The sequence below is a fragment of the Labrys sedimenti genome, assembly GCF_034424805.1.
In the GTDB taxonomy this organism is placed as follows: domain Bacteria; phylum Pseudomonadota; class Alphaproteobacteria; order Rhizobiales; family Labraceae; genus Labrys; species Labrys sedimenti.
Map to the genome: position 1 here is coordinate 1,029,420 of NZ_JAXOUF010000002.1, position 18,380 is coordinate 1,047,799.

The 18,380-nt window shown below is 64.0% G+C and carries 20 protein-coding genes; 13 read left to right on the top strand and 7 right to left on the bottom strand.

The features are described 5' to 3' along the window. Positions 1-10: 10 nt before the first annotated feature. Positions 11-457, top strand: coding sequence for a DNA polymerase III subunit chi (locus U1R88_RS11155; RefSeq protein WP_068287244.1), 447 nt, complete (start codon positions 11-13; stop codon positions 455-457). Between the two features lie 28 nt (positions 458-485). On the opposite strand, the gene U1R88_RS11160 is transcribed toward U1R88_RS11155, so the two are convergent. Continuing rightward, entirely contained in the window at positions 486-1,415 is a 930-nt protein-coding gene (locus U1R88_RS11160; protein ID WP_322431276.1) for a LysR family transcriptional regulator, read from the bottom strand. 90 nt (positions 1,416-1,505) lie between these two features. Here U1R88_RS11160 and U1R88_RS11165 point away from each other — a divergent pair, with 90 nt between their 5' ends. The 6 genes from U1R88_RS11165 (at position 1,506) to U1R88_RS11190 (ending at position 7,079) form a co-directional block, all read left to right on the top strand. Then, positions 1,506-2,654 (top strand): CaiB/BaiF CoA transferase family protein, encoded by a 1,149-nt coding sequence (locus U1R88_RS11165; RefSeq protein WP_322431277.1) that lies wholly within the window; start codon positions 1,506-1,508, stop codon positions 2,652-2,654. Next, positions 2,651-3,784, top strand: a complete 1,134-nt coding sequence (locus tag U1R88_RS11170; protein WP_322431278.1) for an acyl-CoA dehydrogenase family protein — start codon at positions 2,651-2,653, stop codon at positions 3,782-3,784. The genes U1R88_RS11165 and U1R88_RS11170 overlap by 4 nt, the downstream gene beginning before the upstream one ends. Before the next feature lie 237 nt (positions 3,785-4,021). Continuing rightward, positions 4,022-4,843: a transporter substrate-binding domain-containing protein gene (locus U1R88_RS11175; protein ID WP_322431279.1), complete on the top strand. Its 822-nt coding sequence runs from the start codon at positions 4,022-4,024 to the stop codon at positions 4,841-4,843. Between the two features lie 154 nt (positions 4,844-4,997). Then, the gene (locus U1R88_RS11180) at positions 4,998-5,645 is read left to right on the top strand and encodes an amino acid ABC transporter permease (RefSeq protein WP_322431280.1); all 648 of its coding nucleotides are present in this window, start codon (positions 4,998-5,000) and stop codon (positions 5,643-5,645) included. Then, positions 5,645-6,301 (top strand): amino acid ABC transporter permease, encoded by a 657-nt coding sequence (locus U1R88_RS11185; protein WP_068287262.1) that lies wholly within the window; start codon positions 5,645-5,647, stop codon positions 6,299-6,301. The genes U1R88_RS11180 and U1R88_RS11185 overlap by 1 nt, the downstream gene beginning before the upstream one ends. Position 6,302: 1 nt before the next feature. Beyond that, positions 6,303-7,079: an amino acid ABC transporter ATP-binding protein gene (locus U1R88_RS11190; RefSeq protein ID WP_322431281.1), complete on the top strand. Its 777-nt coding sequence runs from the start codon at positions 6,303-6,305 to the stop codon at positions 7,077-7,079. A gap of 33 nt (positions 7,080-7,112) precedes the next feature. Here the strand turns inward: U1R88_RS11190 and U1R88_RS11195 are convergent, their stop codons facing one another. Both U1R88_RS11195 and U1R88_RS11200 read right to left on the bottom strand, forming a co-directional pair. After that, complete coding sequence (locus tag U1R88_RS11195) at positions 7,113-7,595, bottom strand: ester cyclase (RefSeq protein WP_322431282.1); 483 nt, start codon at positions 7,593-7,595, stop codon at positions 7,113-7,115. A 74-nt stretch (positions 7,596-7,669) separates the two neighbouring features. Then, the gene (locus U1R88_RS11200; RefSeq protein ID WP_322431283.1) at positions 7,670-9,529 is read right to left on the bottom strand and encodes an ABC-F family ATP-binding cassette domain-containing protein; all 1,860 of its coding nucleotides are present in this window, start codon (positions 9,527-9,529) and stop codon (positions 7,670-7,672) included. A 262-nt stretch (positions 9,530-9,791) separates the two neighbouring features. Here U1R88_RS11200 and U1R88_RS11205 point away from each other — a divergent pair, with 262 nt between their 5' ends. From U1R88_RS11205 to U1R88_RS11230, 6 genes are all read left to right on the top strand, one after another. Then, positions 9,792-10,214 (top strand): VOC family protein, encoded by a 423-nt coding sequence (locus tag U1R88_RS11205; RefSeq protein ID WP_322431284.1) that lies wholly within the window; start codon positions 9,792-9,794, stop codon positions 10,212-10,214. Between the two features lie 356 nt (positions 10,215-10,570). Beyond that, on the top strand, positions 10,571-11,263 hold the full coding sequence (aqpZ, locus tag U1R88_RS11210; RefSeq protein WP_322431285.1) for an aquaporin Z: 693 nt from the start codon (positions 10,571-10,573) through the stop codon (positions 11,261-11,263). 358 nt (positions 11,264-11,621) lie between these two features. Beyond that, the gene (gene ndk, locus U1R88_RS11215; protein WP_322431286.1) at positions 11,622-12,044 is read left to right on the top strand and encodes a nucleoside-diphosphate kinase; all 423 of its coding nucleotides are present in this window, start codon (positions 11,622-11,624) and stop codon (positions 12,042-12,044) included. A gap of 493 nt (positions 12,045-12,537) precedes the next feature. Beyond that, the gene (gene tauA / locus U1R88_RS11220) at positions 12,538-13,551 is read left to right on the top strand and encodes a taurine ABC transporter substrate-binding protein (RefSeq protein ID WP_322431287.1); all 1,014 of its coding nucleotides are present in this window, start codon (positions 12,538-12,540) and stop codon (positions 13,549-13,551) included. Between the two features lie 183 nt (positions 13,552-13,734). Continuing rightward, a complete protein-coding gene (locus tag U1R88_RS11225; protein WP_322431288.1) occupies positions 13,735-14,517 on the top strand; it encodes a taurine ABC transporter ATP-binding protein in 783 nt (260 codons plus the stop codon). Further along, on the top strand, positions 14,514-15,443 hold the full coding sequence (locus tag U1R88_RS11230) for an ABC transporter permease subunit (RefSeq protein WP_322431289.1): 930 nt from the start codon (positions 14,514-14,516) through the stop codon (positions 15,441-15,443). The genes U1R88_RS11225 and U1R88_RS11230 overlap by 4 nt, the downstream gene beginning before the upstream one ends. Before the next feature lie 80 nt (positions 15,444-15,523). Here the strand turns inward: U1R88_RS11230 and U1R88_RS11235 are convergent, their stop codons facing one another. The 4 genes from U1R88_RS11235 to U1R88_RS11250 form a co-directional block, all read right to left on the bottom strand. Then, a complete protein-coding gene (locus U1R88_RS11235) occupies positions 15,524-15,907 on the bottom strand; it encodes a DUF427 domain-containing protein (protein WP_322431290.1) in 384 nt (127 codons plus the stop codon). Positions 15,908-15,921: 14 nt separating this feature from the next. Then, positions 15,922-17,406: an MFS transporter gene (locus U1R88_RS11240; RefSeq protein ID WP_322431291.1), complete on the bottom strand. Its 1,485-nt coding sequence runs from the start codon at positions 17,404-17,406 to the stop codon at positions 15,922-15,924. A gap of 81 nt (positions 17,407-17,487) precedes the next feature. Then, positions 17,488-18,069 carry a TetR/AcrR family transcriptional regulator gene (locus U1R88_RS11245; protein WP_322431292.1) on the bottom strand — a complete coding sequence of 194 codons (582 nt, stop codon included), beginning with the start codon at positions 18,067-18,069 and terminating at the stop codon, positions 17,488-17,490. Positions 18,070-18,201: 132 nt separating this feature from the next. Then, entirely contained in the window at positions 18,202-18,378 is a 177-nt protein-coding gene (locus U1R88_RS11250) for a hypothetical protein (RefSeq protein WP_322431293.1), read from the bottom strand. Between the last annotated feature and the right edge of the window lie 2 nt (positions 18,379-18,380).

Genomic DNA, 18,380 nt, shown 5'->3' on the forward strand with positions numbered 1-18,380 from the left:
AGGCGAGGCGATGACGGAATTGCTCTTCTATCATCTGCAGAGAGCCCCGCTCGAACGGGTTCTGCCGGGCCTTCTGGAAAAGTCCCTGCAGCGCGGCTGGCGCTGCGCGGTGCAAGGGCCGCAGGAGCGCTTGCGTTCGCTCGATGATGTGCTCTGGACCTATAATGACGAAGCCTTCCTGCCGCATGGGCTGGAGAGCGACGATGGTCCCGCCCAGCCGATCGTGCTGGTGACGCATGAGGGCAATCCCAACGGCGCTGCGATCCGTTTCCTCGTCGATGGCGCCCCCTTGCCGGCGGATGCTCCGAGCTATGAGCGCATCGTGCTGATGTTCGACGGCAATGACGCCGACGCCGTGCAAGGCGCGCGGGATCAGTGGAAGCAGGCCAAGGAACTGGGATTTGCCGCGACCTATTGGCAGCAGAGCGACGAGGGGCGCTGGGAAAAGAAGGCGTAAGCCAGATCCGATCGGATCGGCAGTCGATCTAGGCGCACTGCTGCCCCTCGGCCAAGGAATCTTCCTGCCTCTGCCCGAAATGCGCGCGGACATGGTCGATGAAGGCACTTGCCATCCAGGTGATGGGAAATTGGCGCGGCGTGATGATCGCCGCCTTTTGCGGGGGGAGTGGATCCTCGAGCTCCACGATCGCCAGCGGGAGGCCGTCCTCACTGACACCGGAACGGGAGCGTGTGGTCAGCAGCGCGATGCCGAGACCATTGGCAACCAGGCCGCGTACCATGTCGATCGTGCGCGCTTCCATACCGAGGGTCGGCACCACCCCCGCCTGGCGGAACAGCGCCAGGAAATAGTCGCGGCTGTGCGGCAGGTTGATCAGGATCAGGGGCCAGGCCGCGACGTCCCGCAGCCGGGCACGGCGCTTGCCGGCAAGCGGGTGACCGGCCGGAACCAGCACATAGGGCTGGAATTCCGCGACTGTTTCGGTCGCGCCAGCGCGGCCGAGATCGAGATCGTAGAGCAGCGCAACTTCGATCAGCCCGTTATCGACCAGGCGGTGCAGTTCCTCGATGTCGCCCTCCCGCATCCGCACTTCGACATGCGGGTGGGACTGGCGGAAGGCACGGATGATCGGCGGCAGGTGCAACGGGCCCAGCGTGGCCAGACAGCCGACGTCGAGGAAGGTCTGCCGCCCGGACGAAACGCCCGGCGAAGCTGACCAGGCATTGATCTGGGAGAGGATGGAGCGAGCCTCGGCAAGCTTGTCGCGTCCGGCCTGGGTCAGGACAAGGCCTTGGGCATGGCGGCGCACGAACAGGGGCTGGCCGATCCTTTCTTCCAATTGGCGGATGGCCACTGAGATCGCCGGCTGGGAGACATGGAGCGCGCGCGCCGCCTGTGCCGTACCCTCATGCTCGGCGGCAGCCACGAAATAGCTCAGTTGACGGACCGTGATCATGAATAGGAAAAACTTATTTTCTTGATGCAATAAGAATATTTGCCTTTATCCACGGGCTGTCAAATCCTGCGCAGACATCAAGGAACAGCCATGACTGGATTTGACCTGCCGCTCGAGGGCCTCGTCGTCCTGGACTTCTCGCGCGTGCTCGCGGGGCCTTTCGCCACCGCCCTTCTCGCCGACGCCGGCGCCGATATCATCAAGGTGGAGGGCAGCGCCGGCGACGACTATCGCCATGTCGGCCCGTTCGTTGGGGACGACAGTGCCATGTTCGAATTTGCCAATCGTGGCAAGCGCAGCATCGTGCTCGACCTCAAGACCGAGGCCGACCGTATCACGGCGCGGCGGCTGGCCGCCCAGGCCGATGTGGTGGTCGAAAATTTCCGGCCGGGCGTCGCGTCGCGGCTCGGCATCGCCTATGCCGACCTCGTCGGCGAGAATCCCGATCTCGTCTATCTCAGCATTTCGGGTTTCGGGCAGAACGGCGCCGGGCGTGATCGGCCGGCCTATGACATCATCGTGCAGGCCGAGAGCGGGCTGATGGCGATGACGGGCATGCCGGACGGGCCACCGACCTTGATCGGGGAGGCCATCGGGGACATCGGCGCCGGCCTGTATGGCGCCTGGGCGATTACGGCTGCGCTGTGGCAGCGCGAGCGCACCGGGCGCGGCTGCCATATCGATCTCGCCATGTTCGATGCCCTGCTTTCGCTGTTGCCGACCGGAGCGTGCCGCTATCTGGCGACGGGGGCTGTACCGATGCGCGTCGGCAACCGCCACCCGCTCTCGGCGCCCTTCGGAGCCTATCGGACCATCGACGGCCACGCGGTGATTGCGGTCCTCAACGAGAAGCTGTTTGCTGATCTTGCCGCGACCATCGACCAGCCCGGACTGGCGAGTGATCCGCGCTATCGCAGCGATTCCCTGCGCTCGGAAAACGAGCCATCCTTGCGCGCCTGCGTGGAGCGGTGGACAGGCACGAGGTCGACGGGCGAGGTGGTCAGGGTTCTGGCCGGCGCCGGCATCCCCGTGGCGCCGATCAGCACCGTGGCGCAGGCGATCGATTCCGAGCAGGCGCATGAGCGTGGCCTTTTTCGGCAAGGAAGTATCGTTCCCCTGCCGGAACAGCCAGCCCATTTCTCGGGCTCCCGGCGTGGCCGGCCCGTGCGTGCGCCGCGGCTCGGAGAGCACACGCACGACATTCTCGCCGGCCTTGCCGCGCAGGAGGAACAGCAATGAATTTCGAACCGGATGCCGACACCCTCGCAGTGGTCGAGCAGATCCGCCGCTTCGCACAGGACGTGCTCAAGCCGAATGCCCGTGAGATCGATGCCAGCGGTGCCTTCGCGTCGCGGCACATTCCGGCTTTGGCTCAACTGGGAGCCATGGGCATGAACCTGCCGCCGGCATGGGGCGGCCCCGGCCTGTCGCCCGTGGCGCTCTACCTTGCCGTCGAGGCGCTGGCGGCCGGTTGCGGCTCGACCGTCTCGATGATGACCGCGCATTTCCTGGCCACCGATGCGATCCTGATCGGCGGCGACGACGCGCAGCGCGGCCGCTATCTATCGGATGCGGCGGCCGGCAGGACATTGGGTGCATTCGGCCTGACTGAGCCGGGCGCCGGCTCCAATCCGGCCGACATGACGACCCGAGCCGTTCGGGACGGCGCATCGTATCACCTGCGCGGCGTCAAGCATTTCATCTCCAACGCGGCGCATGCCGATTTCGTCGTCGTCTTCGCCAAGACCGATGCGACGGCCGGCGCCCGCGGCATTAGCGCCTTCGTGGTCGAGCCCGCCAAAGGAGGCGTGAGAATCGGTCCCCCCGAAAAGACGATGGGCCTGCGCGGCGGGCATGTGTTCGAGGTCGAGTTCGACTGCCGAATCGAGGAGGAGGCAAGGCTCGGACCGGAAGGAAGTGGCTTCAGGACAGCCCTGAAGACGCTCGACAACGGCCGCACCGAAGTCGCCGCCATGTGCACCGGAATGGCTGGAGAGGCACTGGCCATGGCGGTGGAATGGGCCAAGACCCGCCAAGTCGGCGGCCATGCGATCGCCGAGTTCCAGGGACTGCAATGGATGCTGGCCGATATGGCGACCGAACTCGATGCGGCGCGCCTGATGGGACTGAGGGCCGCCTCCCTGCGCGAGAGAGGCGAACGCTTTTCGAAGGAAGCCTCCATGGCCAAGCTATTTGCCTCGGAAAAGGCCGGGTCGATCATCGACCGCGCCCTGCAGATCCATGGCGGCTATGGCTATTCCCAGGAATTGCCCCTGGAACGAATGGCGCGCGATGTCCGCATCATGCGGATTTACGAGGGCTCATCGGAGATACAGCGTAACATCATAGCGCGCATGCTGCTCGCCTGAGTGTTCGCGACTTGATGGTGGTCTCAAATCGTAGAGGCCCCCCGCAACGAAGGGGAACAAGGATGTGGTTTTGCCGATACGTATCTTGCGCTCCAACGTCCTGATGGTGATACCACCCCATGATTTAACGCGAGGCCGTCACCTCTGAGAAACTGTCGCGGTGCGATTGCGAAATCCACTCTCGACGGTGCCAAGAAAAGCGGGTTCAATCCAAAACCTATCCAGGTGGAGAACATAATGAAAATCGGAACCTTATTGCGTGGCGCGCTGCTCGGTCTTGCCCTTGTCGGGGGTTCGGGACTGGCGGCGTCGGCCGATCAGCTGGCCAACGTCAAGAGTGCCGGTAAGATCGTGACGGCAACGGACATGCACTATGCCCCGTTCGACATGGTTGTCGACGGCACCTATCAGGGCATGACCAAGGACCTGTTCGACAATGTCGCCAAGGAGATCGGCGTCGAACCCGTCTATCAGGACCTGCCCTGGACCTCCCAGCTTCCGGGCCTCGAAGTGTCGAAATTCGACATCGTCATCGCGCCGGTGACGATCACGCCCGAACGGCTCGAGCGCTACACCTTCACCCTGCCGATCGCCGATGCGACAGTCGGCATCGTCAAGGCCGCCGCCAACAAGGACATCAACAAGCCCGAGGACATCGCTGGGAAGACCGTCGGCGTGCAGCAGGGCACGGCTCAGTTCAAGCAGTTGCAGGAATTCGGCACCAAGGTCGGCAATGTAACCATCAAGGAATATGGCACCACCGACGAGGCCTATGCCGATCTGGCCGCCGGCCGTCTCGATGCCGTGGCGGGCTCGGCCCCCAATCTCGCCTATCTCGTCAAGCAGCGTGGCGACGTGTTCGCCCTGCCTGAGGTTTCGACCTTCGGCAAGCCGACCTATTTTGCCTGGGTGCTGCGCAAGGGTGATGACAGCGCCAGCTTTGCCGGCGCCATCAAGGATGCCATCGTCAAGATGACCAAGGATGGGCGCGTCAAGGCGATCCAGGAAAAGTGGCTCGGCAAATATACCGAACTGCCGCTGGAGGTGCCGGCCAAGTGACCTGAAGCGTCCCGCGATCCGGCGCAACTCGTCGGATCGCGAGGGCGCATCACAATGAAGAGCCGGAGCAAAGCGCGATTCGCCGCAGTCGCGCCTCGCTCCGGGAACGCAGGGCGTCCCGGTGGCGCCGTGCTCCGGTCACCGGTCCTCCCGCATGTTCTCGCTGAATGCCTTCATCAAGAGCTTCCGCGCATTGGCGCTGGGAGTTCCGAGCACCCTGATCGTCTCGCTGCTGGGGATCGCGATCGGGCTCCTCGTTGGTGCACTGATCTGCGCCGGTGCCCTGTCGCTCTCGCATGTATTGCGGAGGGGTGCTGCGGTCTGGATCAGCTTCTTTCGCGGCGTGCCGCTGATGGTGCAGCTGCTTTTGATGTTCTACCTCCTGCCGGTCGTCGGCATCAATGTGCCGCCGATGGTGGCGGCAGTGCTGGCCGTTGGCCTGTGCTCCAGTGCCTATGTCGCCGAAATCTGGCGTGGGGCCATCAATGCGCTGCCGCGCGGGCAGACCGAGGCGGCCGTCGCCATCGGCATGCTGCCGCGTTCGATCTGGACACGGATCATCCTGCCGCAGGCGGTCCGGCTGTCGCTGCCGGCGCTGGTCAACGAACTCATCCTGCTCGTGAAGGCCTCCTCGCTGGTCTCCCTGGTCGGCATCTGGGAGATCACGCGGGCCAGCCAGGCCGAGGCGGGGGCAAGCTATCGCCCGCTCGAGGCCTATGTCGCGGCTGGGTGCCTCTATCTCGTGATCAATCTGTGCCTGGCCACGCTCGGCCGGTACCTGGAACGAAGGACGGCTGCGTGATGGAGCTGATCGTTCACTACGGGCCGGCGCTGCTGCGTGGTTTCGGCATGACGGTGCTGTGCTGGCTGGTCGGCACCGCCTGTTCCGTCGTACTCGGCCTCGTCATCGCGCTGGCGCAGCGCTATGGGCCGGCGCCGTTGCGCTGGCTGCTCGTCGGCTATGTCGAGGCTATCCGCGGCACGCCCTTCCTGGTCCAGCTCTATGTGCTCTATTACGGCGGCCCCGCCTTCGGCTTGAGGCTCGATGCCCTGCCGGCGGGGCTGATCGGCCTGTCGATCTATGGCAGTCCCTATTTCGCGGAGATTTTCCGCTCGGGCTTCAACGCGGTCCCGCTGGGGCAGATCGAGGCGGCGCGCACCATCGGCATGAGCGAGTTCGCCATTGTCAGGCGCATCCTGCTGCCGCTCGCCTTGGTGTCGTCCCTGCCGGCGCTGGTGAATTTCGCCATCATCCTGACCAAGGAGACGGTGGTGCTCTCCACCATCACGGTGCCGGAGCTGCGCTACCAGGTGGACCGGATGATCACCGAGACCTTCCGCTATTTCGAGGCCACTTTGGCGCTGGCTTTGTTCTTCTGGGGCCTGGTGGAATTCGTTTCCCGGCTCGGCCGCTGGCTGGAAGGCCGCGTGACCCACTACATGATCGAAAGACGCTGAGATGGAACAGGCTTCCTCCGTCGAGATCCGCAAGGTCGACAAGTTCTACGGGCCGTTCCAGGCGCTGAAGCAGATCTCTGCCTCGATCCCTCCCGGCAAGGTCACCTGCCTGATCGGCCCGTCCGGATCGGGCAAGTCGACCCTGCTGCGCTGCATCAACTTCCTCGAGGAATATGATGCCGGCGAGATCCGCATCGATGGCCGGCTGATCGGCTACGAGACCCCGGGCGGCAAGCGCATGGCTTCGGGCAAGCTGCGCGAGATGCGCCGGCGCATCGGTATGGTGTTCCAGCAGTTCAATCTCTGGCCGCATATGACCGCGTTGCAGAATGTCGCGGAAGGCCTCGTCCAGGTGCGCGGCTTCTCCAGGTCCGAAGCTCAGGCGCGTGCGGCGGAGGCGCTGCGCAAGGTGGGGCTGGCGGACAAGATGGCCAATCATCCCGGGCGGCTTTCCGGCGGGCAGCAGCAACGCGTTGCCATCGCCCGGGCTATCGCCATGGAGCCCAAGCTGATGCTGTTCGACGAGCCGACCTCGGCGCTCGATCCCGAACTGGTCGGCGAGGTGCTGAACGTGATGAAGCAACTAGCCGCCGAGGGCATGACCATGGTGGTCGTCACCCACGAAATGGGCTTTGCCGCCCATGTCGGCGATCAGGTGGCCTTCATGGAAGCGGGTGAACTGGTCGCCGTCGATACGCCGGCGGCGATCTTCCACAACCCGGCCGACAAGCGCATCCAGTCCTTCCTGCGCACCTATAACGAGCGCAACAGTTTCTAGGCCGTAATCCCATGGTGCCGTGCGGCGGCAAGCCTACCCCTTCAACTGCGCCATGACGCCGGCGATGTCGCCCATGCCCCAGTGCTCGGCGATCAGGCCGGCCTCGACGCGGAAGATGTCGCAGGAGGTGAAGCGCAGGTGCTTGCCGGTGGGGGCGATGCCGAAATAGGGGCCCTTGTGCGTGCCGCTATAGACGAAGCTCGCGGCGACCTTGTCGCCTTGGCTCACCTGCGTCTCGATCGCGACCTGCAGGTCGGGTAGGGCTGTGAGGCGGGCCTGGAAGAAGGCCACCGTGGCCTGCTTGGCGCTCAGCTCCTTGCGGGCCGGGGCGGCAGCACTGGCCTGGTTGTTGATGTAATCGTCGGAGAACAGGGCGGCGAAACCCGCGATGTCATGGGCGTTCAGCCGGGCCGCAAAACGTTCCGCCACATTGGGCTCCTGCGCCAGCGCCGGCAGGCTGGTGCCACCTGCCAGGGCGAGTCCGCCGAGGATCATCAGTCTGCGCCGATCGTCCATGTCAGGCCTCCGGTCTGGTGTCGTTGCCGCAGCGCGGGATTGGAGTGTCAGCCGGAGGCTGACACTCCGTGACGTCAGGAAGATGCTTCCTCCAGGGCGGCGCTGGCTTCGAGCCAGGCTTCCTCAGCCAGAAGCAGCCTTTCCTCGGCGGTTGCGCGCGCCTTGGCCATCTCGGCCGCCTTGTCGGGCGAGCGTTCGAACAGGCCGGGACGCGACAGCTTCTCGTCGAGATCCGCGATGATGGCCTGCAGCTTTTCCATCGCCGCTTCGATCTGCCGAACTTTTTCGCGGTCAGCCGCGGTTTGCGCCCGCCGCGCGGCATTGGCCTGGCGCTGCGTCGGCTCGCCGGCGCGCTCGTTTTTCTCTACGGCCGGCTTGGCTAGCACCAGGCGGCGATAATCCTCCATGTCGCCGTCGAAGCCCTTGACCGTGCCGTCTGCCACCAGCCAGAGCCGGTCGACGCAGGCTTCGAGGAGATAGCGGTCATGGCTGATCAGGATCACCGCGCCGGGATAGTCGTTGAGCGCCTGGATCAAGGCCTGGCGGCTGTCGATGTCGAGATGGTTGGTCGGCTCGTCCAGGATGAGCAGATGCGGCCCGCCGAAGGTGGCCAGGCCCATCAGCAGGCGTGCCTTCTCGCCGCCGGAAATATTGGAGACCGGGGTGTCGGCCTTGTCGGCCCCGAAACCGATCTGGGCGGTACGGGCGCGGATCTGTGCCTCGGTGGCGCCGACCATCATCTCGGCGACATGGTCGCGGGCCGAGGCCTGAGGATTGAGCTCGTCGAGCTGGTGCTGGGCGAAATAGGCGACCTTCAGCGCCGAGGAGCGCCGCATGCGGCCGGCCATGGCCGCGAGGCGCCCGGCCAGCAGCTTGGCGAAGGTCGACTTGCCGTTGCCATTGGAGCCGAGCAGACCGATGCGGTCCTCGCTGTCGACGGAAAGGTCGAGCCGCGACAGCACCGTGCGCTCGCCATAGCCAGTGCTGGCGCCTTCCAGCGCGATGATCGGCGGTGACAGCGGCTTGGCGGGCGGCGGGAAGTCGAAGGGCCTGACTTCCTCGTCGACGAGCGCCGCCACCGGTTCCATGCGCGCCAGCATCTTCATGCGCGACTGGGCCTGGGCCGCCTTGGTGGCCTTGGCCTTGAAGCGATCGATGAAGGATTGGATATGGCGGCGCTGGTCTTCCTGCTTCTTCCTGAGCTTCAGGCTGAGGGCCTGCTTTTCCCGACGCTGTCTTTCGAAACCGTCATAGCCGCCGCGATAGAGTTCGAGCCGGCCCTCGGTCAGGTGCAGGATGTAGTCGACCGAGGCGTTGAGCAAATCGCGGTCATGGCTGATCACCACCACGGTGTGGGGGTAGGAGGCAAGATAATCTTGCAGCCACAGCGTGCCTTCGAGATCGAGATAGTTGGTCGGCTCGTCGAGCAGCAGCAGGTCCGGCTCGGTGAAGAGCAGGGCGGCCAGCGCCACGCGCATGCGCCAGCCGCCGGAGAATTCCGAGCAGGCGCGGCTTTGCGCGGCATGGTCGAAGCCGAGGCCCGCGAGGATGGTGGCGGCGCGCGCTGGTGCTGCGTGGGAGTTCTTGTCGGCAAGGCGGGTCTGGATCTCGGCAATGCGGTGGGGATCGCTCGCCGTCTCCGCCTCGGCCAGCAGGGCCGTGCGCTCCTCGTCGGCCGCCAGCACCACCTCGATCAGGGTTTCCGGCCCGCCCGGCGCTTCCTGGGCGACACGGCCGATGCGCATGCCCCGCGGTACCGAGACGCTGCCGAGATCGGGCGAGACTTCACTCATGATCATGCGGAACAAAGTGGTCTTGCCGGTGCCGTTGCGGCCGAGGAAGCCGACGCGCGCATCCGGCGGCAGCGCCACCGTGGCGTTGTCGAACAGGACGCGCGATCCCAGGCGATAAGTGAGGCCGTTCACATGTAACATGGCCGGGCTTTTGGCATGAGCCGGCCGGCAGGGCAATCATGCAATGCCGAGGGCGTCGCGTTGCTCCCCTGATTTGGCTACTCTGACCTCATCCTGCTCACAACCATGGCTGACGGCCCGCCAGGAAGAGAGCAATCTCCCGGCATATGGCAGAAGCCTTCAAGGCGGATGCGCGACATGCCGCCATGTCGGGAAAGGGGCGCCTTGAGCCACACGCGGCTGTCGAACGTTCTGGCAGGACATCGAACAAGGAGTTTTCGCGATGAAACCGCTTATCAGCGTCTTGAGCATCGGCGTGGACGATCTGGAAGCCGCCCTGCGTTTCTACCGGGACGGCCTCGGCCTGCCGACCGAGGGGATCATCGGCCACGAATTCGAGCACGGCACTGTCGCATTCTTCGATCTGCAGAGCGGCTTGAGGCTCGCGCTGTTTCCGCGCGCCAACATCGCCCACGACGCCGGCATTGCGCAGTCGGCGCCCAGTCCGACCGAATTCACTCTCGGCCACAATGTCGGCAGCGAAGCCGAAGTCGATGCGGTGATGCAGCAGGCTATCGCCGCAGGTGCACGCCCAGTCAAGCCCGCTCAGAAGACCTTCTGGGGCGGATATGCCGGCTATTTCCAGGACCCCGACGGCCATTTGTGGGAGGTCGTTTTCAATCCGGATTTTCTGCCGCCAGCCTGAGAACGTGATGGTTGAGCGGAGAAGGATAGATTCCTCTTTTATGGTAGTCCATGCGGAAAACTATTTCGGCTTTCCGTTCCGTGATGCCATGGTTGGTGTTGTCGAATCTCGTGGTGGGCAATCGCCATTTTTAACCAATTGCTGAAGCTTCACTCGCGAATCTGGCATTTGATCCATGGTGTTGCGCTAGAATCATGATATTTCATCTATCCGGGCGATTGGGGAGGTACAATATTAATTCGTTCCCCAACGTCAATTTAGGATGCCGGGCGACAGCAAGAATTGGTCCATGAAGATGAGCCATTCACGGCGTGGACCAAGCAACCTCTCGTTAGACAAGCCCCAATGGATGAGACATGATTAAAAAACTCGCGGCAGAGTTCTTTGGAACGTTCTGGTTGGTTTTCGGCGGCTGCGGTGCCGCCGTGCTTTCGGCGGCCTTCCCGGAACTGGGCATCGGCTTCGCAGGTGTGGCCCTGGCTTTCGGCCTGACCGTCCTGACCATGGCTTTCGCGGTCGGCGGCATCTCCGGTGGCCATTTCAATCCGGCCGTCTCGCTGGGCCTGGCCGTCGGTGGCCGGTTCAGCTGGGCCGAGCTCATTCCCTACTGGATCGCCCAGGTCGTCGGCGGCCTCGCCGGTGCGGCGGTGCTCTATGCCATCGCCACCGGCAAGCAGGGCTTCGAGGTCGGCGGCTTTGCGTCCAATGGCTTCGGCGATCTTTCGCCCGGCAAATACAGCATGATCGCCTGCCTGATCGCCGAGATCGTGCTCACGGCAGCCTTCCTCGTCATCATCCTGGGCTCGACCTCAAAGGTGGCGCCGGCCGGTTTTGCGCCGATCGCCATCGGTCTTGGCCTGACGTTGATCCATCTGATCTCGATCCCGGTCACCAACACCTCGGTCAACCCGGCCCGTTCGACGGCTGTCGCCTTCTTCGCGCAGACGGGCGCCGTGAGCCAGCTCTGGCTGTTCTGGGTTGCTCCGCTTGTCGGCGCCATCGTGGGCGGCCTGATCTGGAAGGTGCTGCTGGAGCCTGAGCAGGCCTGAGGCAAGCCGAGAGAAAGTGCGATTTCCCTGAATCGCACTTTCTCTCTAACTCTTTGTTTTGACACGATTTCTTAATCGAAAAGTCTATCAAATTTTCTGGAAAACGCTCGAGATGGAGGCTTTCAAGCGGCGATCGGTTCATCCGGTCGCCGTTTTTTTGCGTGGAAGGATCAGAGGTTCGCGCGGCCATGGTGCCGACCGATTTGACGGCGCCGGCGGGAAGGGCGAAGGCGCGCCCATTTGCGGGGAACCGGAGTAAACGAGCATTCGGCGTGAATGCGCTTCGCAGCGGGGGTTGAAGCCGGGCAGGGGCATGGCTATAAGCCGCTCACCTCAACTCACAGCAACCAGGACGATCATGGCTCTCGAGCGCACCTTTTCGATCATCAAGCCCGACGCGACCAACCGCAACCTCACCGGCGCCATCAATGCCGTGTTCGAGAAGGCCGGCCTGCGTATCGTCGCCCAGAAGCGCGTCCGCATGACCCGCGAGCAGGCCGAGACCTTCTACGGCGTGCACAAGGAACGTCCCTTCTTCGGCGAACTCGTCGAGTTCATGATCTCGGCCCCCGTCGTCGTGCAGGTGCTGGAAGGCGAGAACGCCGTCGCCAAGCATCGCGAAGTGATGGGCGCCACCAACCCGGCCAATGCCGCCGAAGGCACCGTCCGCAAGCTCTATGCCCTTTCGGTCGGCGAGAACTCGGTACATGGCTCGGACTCGCTCGACAATGCCAAGATCGAGATCGCCCAGTTCTTCTCGGGCAACGAGATCGTCGGCTGATAGCGCTGACAGGCTGTCGGCCTGATTTGCGCAAAGAAGCATTCAGCCTGAATGCACCTTGCGCCGGGCCGGACAGGCATTCTTCCAGGCGGACCCCATTGGGTCCGCTTTTCTTTGGCTTAAATTTTCTACTAATTCTATAGAAATTAATTGACACAAGCTCGCTGCCGTCGCAACCTTCGATGATGACGAGCGGGCAGCCCTGATTTCCCCGCAAGCCGAACCTGTTGAGGGGATCGCCATGATCGAAGCAAAATGCGTTCGAGCTGAAACGTTCTTCCCGTCTGCCGCACCGGTAGACGGAGCATTTTGCGATTCCTGGCTGGCCGGTGCAGGAGTGAAGCACGCCAGTTGTTGTCGCCGCTGAGTCCTTTGCATTCGAACGCCGGGCCGGCGTTGCATCACACATTGCCTCCATCACCGCATCGACGTTGCCGAGCGTTTTTTAATGCTCCGTGCAGCGGATGACGGATCGTGTCTTCAAGGATCTCACATGACAACGCTCAATCGCCGCCTGTTCCTGGCCGCTGGCCTGGCGCTCGGCACCGCCCTGGGCGGTGCGGCCCACGCGGCCGACAACAAGGTGACCATCGGCTTCCAGACCGGGGTCGACCCGGCCAAGGCCGCACAGGCCGCGGGCGCCTATGAAAAGGCGACCGGCTGGCAGATCGCCTGGCGTAAATTCGACTCCGGCGCCGACGTGATCGCGGCCATCGCCTCGGGCGACGTGCAAATCGGCTATGTCGGTTCAAGCCCGCTCGCTGCGGCCGCCAGCCGCCAATTGCCGATCGAGACGATTTTCGTCGCCGCCCTCCTGGGCGATTCCGAGGAATTGGTGGTGCGCGACACCATCAAGGAGCCCAAGGATCTCGCCGGCAAGAAGATCGGCGTGCCCTTCGTCTCCACCTCGCATTACAGCCTGCTTGCGGCGCTCAAGCACTGGGACATCGCGCCGAAATCGGTCGAAATCCTCAATCTGCGCCCGCCGGAACTCGCCGCTGCCTTCGAGCGTGGCGACATCGACGGCGGCTATGTCTGGGATCCTGCCCTGGGCAAGCTCAAGGAAAAGGGCAAGGTGCTGGTATCCTCGGCCGACGTCGCCAAATGGGGCGCGCCGACCTTCGATGCCTGGATCGCTTCGAAGGACTTCGCCAAGGCCCATCCCGACGTGGTGACCTCCTTCGTCAAGGTCACCGGCGAGGCCTACAAGATCTATCGGGACAATCCGGAGACCTGGAGCGCCGCCTCCGATCAGGCCAAGGCGATCGCCCGGCTCACCGGCTCCAAGCCCGAGGATGTGCCCGGCCTCTTGAAGGCGAATGTCTGGCCGCTTCTGGCCGAGCAGTCCTCGCCGGACCTGCTGGGCGGCGCCACGGTCAAGGCCATCGCCGATACGGCCGGTTTCCTTGCCGAGCAGAAAAAGATCCCGGCGGTGCTGCCCGACTATTCCGCCTATGTGAACAAGACCTTCGCCGCACAGGCCCTGACGAAACTCTCCTCCCAATAGATTTTCGTCGGCTTGCCCGCCCCGGGATCTCCTCCCTCCCGGGGCGGGCCTTATTCAATGAATTGAAACGGTGGCCCGCACCGTCATTGCGAGCGCAGCGACGCAATCTGGCCTGCCTCGCGCAGGAACTTGAATTGCTTCGCTGCGCTCGCAATGACGTTCCGAGGGCTGAAAGAGGTTCCCGTGTCCGCTTTGTCCGCCCGTGACGTCAATGTCGTCTATTCCGGCAGAGGAGGGCGTTCCGTCACCGCCCTCAGCAATGTCTCCCTCACCATCGAATCTGGCGAGTTCGTCGTGGCGGTCGGGGCCTCCGGCTGCGGCAAGACGACCTTGCTCAAGCTGTTCGCCGGGTTTCTGCCGCCGAGCTCGGGCGCGATCACCCTCGGCGACAAGCCGGTGAAGGGGCCCGGCGGCGAGCGCGGCGTGGTCTTCCAGGACGATGCCCTGTTTCCCTGGCTTTCGGTGCGCGGCAATATCGAGTTTGGCCCCAGGCTTGCCGGGCTCGATATTGCCGAACGCAAGCAGCGCTGCGGACGCATCATCGACCTGGTGGGTCTTGCCGAATTCGCCGATCACCGGATCTGGGAATTGTCCGGCGGCATGCGCCAGCGTGTCGGCATGGCGCGCGCGCTCGCCAATGAGCCCGAAATCCTGCTGATGGACGAGCCGCTGGGCGCTCTCGATGCGCTGACGCGCGAGAAGATGCAGGAATTGCTGATCCATCTGTGGGACCGCACGCGACGCAGCGTCTTCCTGATCACGCATAGCGTCGAGGAGGCAATCTTCCTTGCCACCCGCATCGTGGTGCTGTCGCCGCGCCCGGGACGCATCACGCGCGAGTTTCATACCGATTTCTCGCGCCGGGTCCTGGCCGGGGAGAGCAGCCGGTCGATCAAGTCGGACCCGGCCTTCATCGCCCTGCGCGAGCAGGTGCTCGCGGCCGTCCTGAAGGGAGCGGATGCATGAGCGATCTGGCCAACTCAGTCAGCTCTAAGCCTCGTGCCGAAAAGTGGTCACCGGTTTTCGGCAAAGACGATGCGACAACGAAAATCCACAGCATCAAATCCGATGCTGTGGACGATGTCGAAGAGCAGAACGGCAAGCGCAGCCCGCGTAGATCCGCCTCGCCGATCGGTGCGACACCGGTGCGCATCCTCACCATTCTCGCCTTGCTGCTGCTCTGGTCGCTTGCCAGCTATTTCGAATGGCTGCCGGCCTTCTATCTGCCGTCGCCACGGGCCGTTCTGGAGCAATTCGGCACTGTGGCCATGGAAGGTTATGCCGACGCAACGCTGCTGCAGCATTTCGATGCCAGTCTCTGGCGCATCCTTGCCGCTCTGCTGATCGCGCTGGTGACGGCCGTGCCGGCCGGCGTCGCCATCGGTCTCAGCCCGATCGCCCGCGGCATTCTCGATCCGGTCATCGAATTCCTGCGCCCGGTGCCGCCGCTTGCCTATCTGCCTCTGATGGTGATCTGGTGCGGCATCGGCGAAACCACCAAGGTGCTGATCATCCTGATCGCGGTCTTCGCACCCGTGGCCATCACCACGGCCGCCGGCGTCGGTGCCGTGCCGCCAGACCGCGTGGACGCGGCCCGGGCCCTGGGCGCACGGCGCTGGCAGGTGCTCTGGCATGTCATCCTGCCCAATGCACTGCCGTCGATCCTGACCGGCGTCCGCATCGGGCTCGGCGTCGGCTGGTCCACCCTGATTGCCGCCGAGCTGGTCGCCGCGTCGCGCGGCCTCGGCATCATGATCAAGACGGCCTCCGACTTCCTGCAGACCGATATCGTCGTCCTCGGCATCTTCGTGATCGCCCTGGTCGCGATCGGCTTCGAGTGGATCGTGAGGCTGGCCGAGAAGCTGCTGGTGCCCTGGCACGGCAAGGCGTGAGGCCAACTCGCCGGTTCGGGTTTTCTTCTTGTCGGGTTTGCGCTGCCCCTCAAGCAAAGTGAGTGGCTGACGAAACGCTTCTATCCGATCGGCAATCTCTCGATCGTGTCCACCCGATCGGGGTAGAAGGCTAGGTGGTCCTTGATGGCAGCCACCGCGGGGTGGGGCGCCTCATAGCTCCACACCGCGTTGAGCCCGCGCTCACCGGCCGCCGGAAGGCTGAAATAGGAGCATTCGCCCTTGTAGGGGCAGTAGGTGGCATGCTCGCTGCGCGTGAGCGCGTCCATGTCGACGTCGTTGCGCGGAATATAGAGGACGGCGGGATAGGACGCTTCCTGCAAGCGCAGCGCCTGCCGGCTGTCGGCGATCACCCGGCCGGCGAGGCTGACGACGATGCGCTCGCCGCTTGGCTCGATGGTGATGGGGTGATCGGGTCCTGGAACTTTCATGGCCTTGTTCGTCATGACGTCAGCTTTCCTTAATCCGCGACGGAGGGAACCACCTGGATGGTCATGGCCTTGCGCCGGCCCAAGCCCGCGGCAAGATAGGTGCCGACGCTGTGACAGGCAGCGATGGCCAGCAGGGTCCAGGCGAAGGCGTGACCGATAGCGGCAGCATCGGTTCTCACACCCAGGATGGTATAGAACAGCCCGCCCAATACCGCCACGCTGATCGCGGCGCTGACCTGCAGCGTGGAGTTGACGATGCCGCCGACCAGGCCGGCATGATGCGGCCCGACCCGTTCGACGATTGCCCGCATCATGGTGGGCATGGAAGTGCCCATGCCGAGGCCGATGAGGCCGAGGGCAGGCGCCATCAGCGGCAGCGGTGGCATGGCCCCGGCCGGAAAGGCCAGCACGAGGAGCGCGGTGGCCGCGGCGCCGAGGGCCGAACTGGCGAAGCCGAAGGCGGGGGCGAAGCCGCCGGCAAGTCGGCTGATCGTTGGGCTGGACGTCGAGCCGATGAGGAAACCCGCCGAGAAGGGCAGGATGGCGAGCCCCGCCTGCCAGGCGGTGTAGCCGAGCGAGCCCTGGAGATAGAGCGAATAGGTCAGGAAGAAGGTCGCCATGGCGTAGAGCGACAGGATGGCGCTGATACCGCGAACCAGGCCCGGCAGGCGGAAGATGCTCAGGTCGATGAGGGGATCGCCGCCGGCCCGGGCGAGGCGCTGCTCGTAGCGGCGGAAGAGTTCCACGAAGATCGGCGTTACCAGCAGCATCAGGATCGACCACCAGGGCCAACCGCGTTCACGGCCCTCGACAAGGGGCACCACCAGGCTGCTGAGCGCCAGGCTCGAAAGCACCACGCCGCCGAGATCGAGACGAGGCCGCTTTTCGCTGCGGGTTTCGCGCAGCAGCGGAATCGCGGCAAGAAAGGCGACGAGTGCTATAGGCAGGTTGATCAGGAAGATTAGCCGCCAGCCGAAGCCGTCGAGATCGGCGCCGACGAGCGCACCGCCAAGCAATTGGCCGATGATGGAGGACAGGCCCAGCACGATGCCGTAGATGCTGAGGGCTCGTCCGCGTTCATGTGCCGGGAAGAGGGCGTGGACGGAGGCCAGGGCCTGGGGCGCCATGGCGGCGGCGGCGAGGCCCTGCAGCATCCGCGCGGCGATCAGCACGGTGGGGGACCAGGCCAGGCCGCACAGGGCGGAGGCGGCGGCGAAGCCGGCGAGGCCGGTCATGAAAATCGCCTTGCGGCCGAAGATGTCGCCAAGCCGCCCGCCGGTGATCAGGAAAACGGCATAGACGACCGCGTAGCCGGAAATCACCATCTGCACGTCGGCAGCCGTGCTGTGGAGGCCGGTGGTAATGGCCGGCATGGCGACGTTGACGATGAAGAAGTCGAGAGGAGCCAGGAAGGCGCCGGTCAGCAGGATAGTCAGGGCCGACCAGCGGCGCGGGTCGGGCGTCGAGTTGGCCTGCCGGGCAATATCTGAGGGGCAGAGTGCCGAGTCTGGCATTGCAGAACCTCGTTCTGAAAAGGATAAAGTACGTACGAGCGTATTATTTCGTGCTGAAGCTGAGCGTCCGAAGCTGGGGCCTCAACGTAGGATGGAACCAAACAGGAATTTCTTGAAACGTTCGACCGGCGCCGGGCCGCGCACCGTCTTGGCGGTAAGGAAGGCTCCCTGGAGCGAAGAGAGGATAAAGGCGGCGGCCTCGTCACAATCGAACGCCGGAGGCAGGTCGCCGGTCCGGATGGCGGCCTCCAGGCAATAGCGCATGGCGCGCCGGCTCTCGGCGAAGATGTCGAGCAGTTCGAGGCGGATTGCCTCGCTTTCGCTGCTGGATTCGGCCGCGAAATTGCCGAACATGCAGCCGCAACGCATGCCGTTCTGCTTGAACCGCTCCGTCCTGGCGTCGATATAGCCCCGAATGCGCTCGAGAGGAGGCTGGTTGTCGTCGAGCAGGGTCTTGTGGGCATCCTCCCGCTTCTCGCTGCGGTAGAGACCCAGCACCTCCAAGCCGAAAGCCTCCTTGGAAGTAAAGTGGTTGGTGAAGCAACCCTGCGGAACGCCGGCCGCGCGCACGACGTCGCGTACGCTGGTGGCGTTGTAGCCATGCTCGTGGATCAGGCCGAGCCCGGCGACGAGGAGCTTTTCACGGTTCGATGCGCGTGCCATAGTTTCAATATGTACGACCGTATTATTTTGTCAAGGATCGATCGTGGGGCGATTGGCATGCCGGTCTGCAGACCTCATGCGGTTCACTTGAGGAGGAAACGCTCCCAATTGTCATAGCCGGGCTTGACCCGGCTATTCAGAAGCCGCAGGCGCAACGTTGAGATCCAGGCTGGATTGCCGGGTCAAGCCCGGCAACGACAAAGGTCGAGCAAACACATGGACGCTTAAGTGAACCGCATGAGGTCTCAAGAGCAGCAGTTCTGAACCAAAAATGCCTGTCTTGGAGACCGGCACACCAACGATCGTCATCG

Bases quoted from the DNA above. Each gene is read 5' to 3' on its own strand.
- U1R88_RS11155 (WP_068287244.1), top strand. From the start codon at position 11: ATGACGGAATTGCTCTTCTATCATCTGCAGAGAGCCCCGCTCGAACGG.
- U1R88_RS11160 (WP_322431276.1), bottom strand. From the start codon at position 1,415: ATGATCACGGTCCGTCAACTGAGCTATTTCGTGGCTGCCGCCGAGCAT.
- U1R88_RS11165 (WP_322431277.1), top strand. From the start codon at position 1,506: ATGACTGGATTTGACCTGCCGCTCGAGGGCCTCGTCGTCCTGGACTTC.
- U1R88_RS11170 (WP_322431278.1), top strand. From the start codon at position 2,651: ATGAATTTCGAACCGGATGCCGACACCCTCGCAGTGGTCGAGCAGATC.
- U1R88_RS11175 (WP_322431279.1), top strand. From the start codon at position 4,022: ATGAAAATCGGAACCTTATTGCGTGGCGCGCTGCTCGGTCTTGCCCTT.
- U1R88_RS11180 (WP_322431280.1), top strand. From the start codon at position 4,998: ATGTTCTCGCTGAATGCCTTCATCAAGAGCTTCCGCGCATTGGCGCTG.
- U1R88_RS11185 (WP_068287262.1), top strand. From the start codon at position 5,645: ATGGAGCTGATCGTTCACTACGGGCCGGCGCTGCTGCGTGGTTTCGGC.
- U1R88_RS11190 (WP_322431281.1), top strand. From the start codon at position 6,303: ATGGAACAGGCTTCCTCCGTCGAGATCCGCAAGGTCGACAAGTTCTAC.
- U1R88_RS11195 (WP_322431282.1), bottom strand. From the start codon at position 7,595: ATGGACGATCGGCGCAGACTGATGATCCTCGGCGGACTCGCCCTGGCA.
- U1R88_RS11200 (WP_322431283.1), bottom strand. From the start codon at position 9,529: ATGTTACATGTGAACGGCCTCACTTATCGCCTGGGATCGCGCGTCCTG.
- U1R88_RS11205 (WP_322431284.1), top strand. From the start codon at position 9,792: ATGAAACCGCTTATCAGCGTCTTGAGCATCGGCGTGGACGATCTGGAA.
- aqpZ (WP_322431285.1), top strand. From the start codon at position 10,571: ATGATTAAAAAACTCGCGGCAGAGTTCTTTGGAACGTTCTGGTTGGTT.
- ndk (WP_322431286.1), top strand. From the start codon at position 11,622: ATGGCTCTCGAGCGCACCTTTTCGATCATCAAGCCCGACGCGACCAAC.
- tauA (WP_322431287.1), top strand. From the start codon at position 12,538: ATGACAACGCTCAATCGCCGCCTGTTCCTGGCCGCTGGCCTGGCGCTC.
- U1R88_RS11230 (WP_322431289.1), top strand. From the start codon at position 14,514: ATGAGCGATCTGGCCAACTCAGTCAGCTCTAAGCCTCGTGCCGAAAAG.
- U1R88_RS11235 (WP_322431290.1), bottom strand. From the start codon at position 15,907: ATGACGAACAAGGCCATGAAAGTTCCAGGACCCGATCACCCCATCACC.
- U1R88_RS11240 (WP_322431291.1), bottom strand. From the start codon at position 17,406: ATGCCAGACTCGGCACTCTGCCCCTCAGATATTGCCCGGCAGGCCAAC.
- U1R88_RS11245 (WP_322431292.1), bottom strand. From the start codon at position 18,069: ATGGCACGCGCATCGAACCGTGAAAAGCTCCTCGTCGCCGGGCTCGGC.
- U1R88_RS11250 (WP_322431293.1), bottom strand. From the start codon at position 18,378: ATGACGATCGTTGGTGTGCCGGTCTCCAAGACAGGCATTTTTGGTTCA.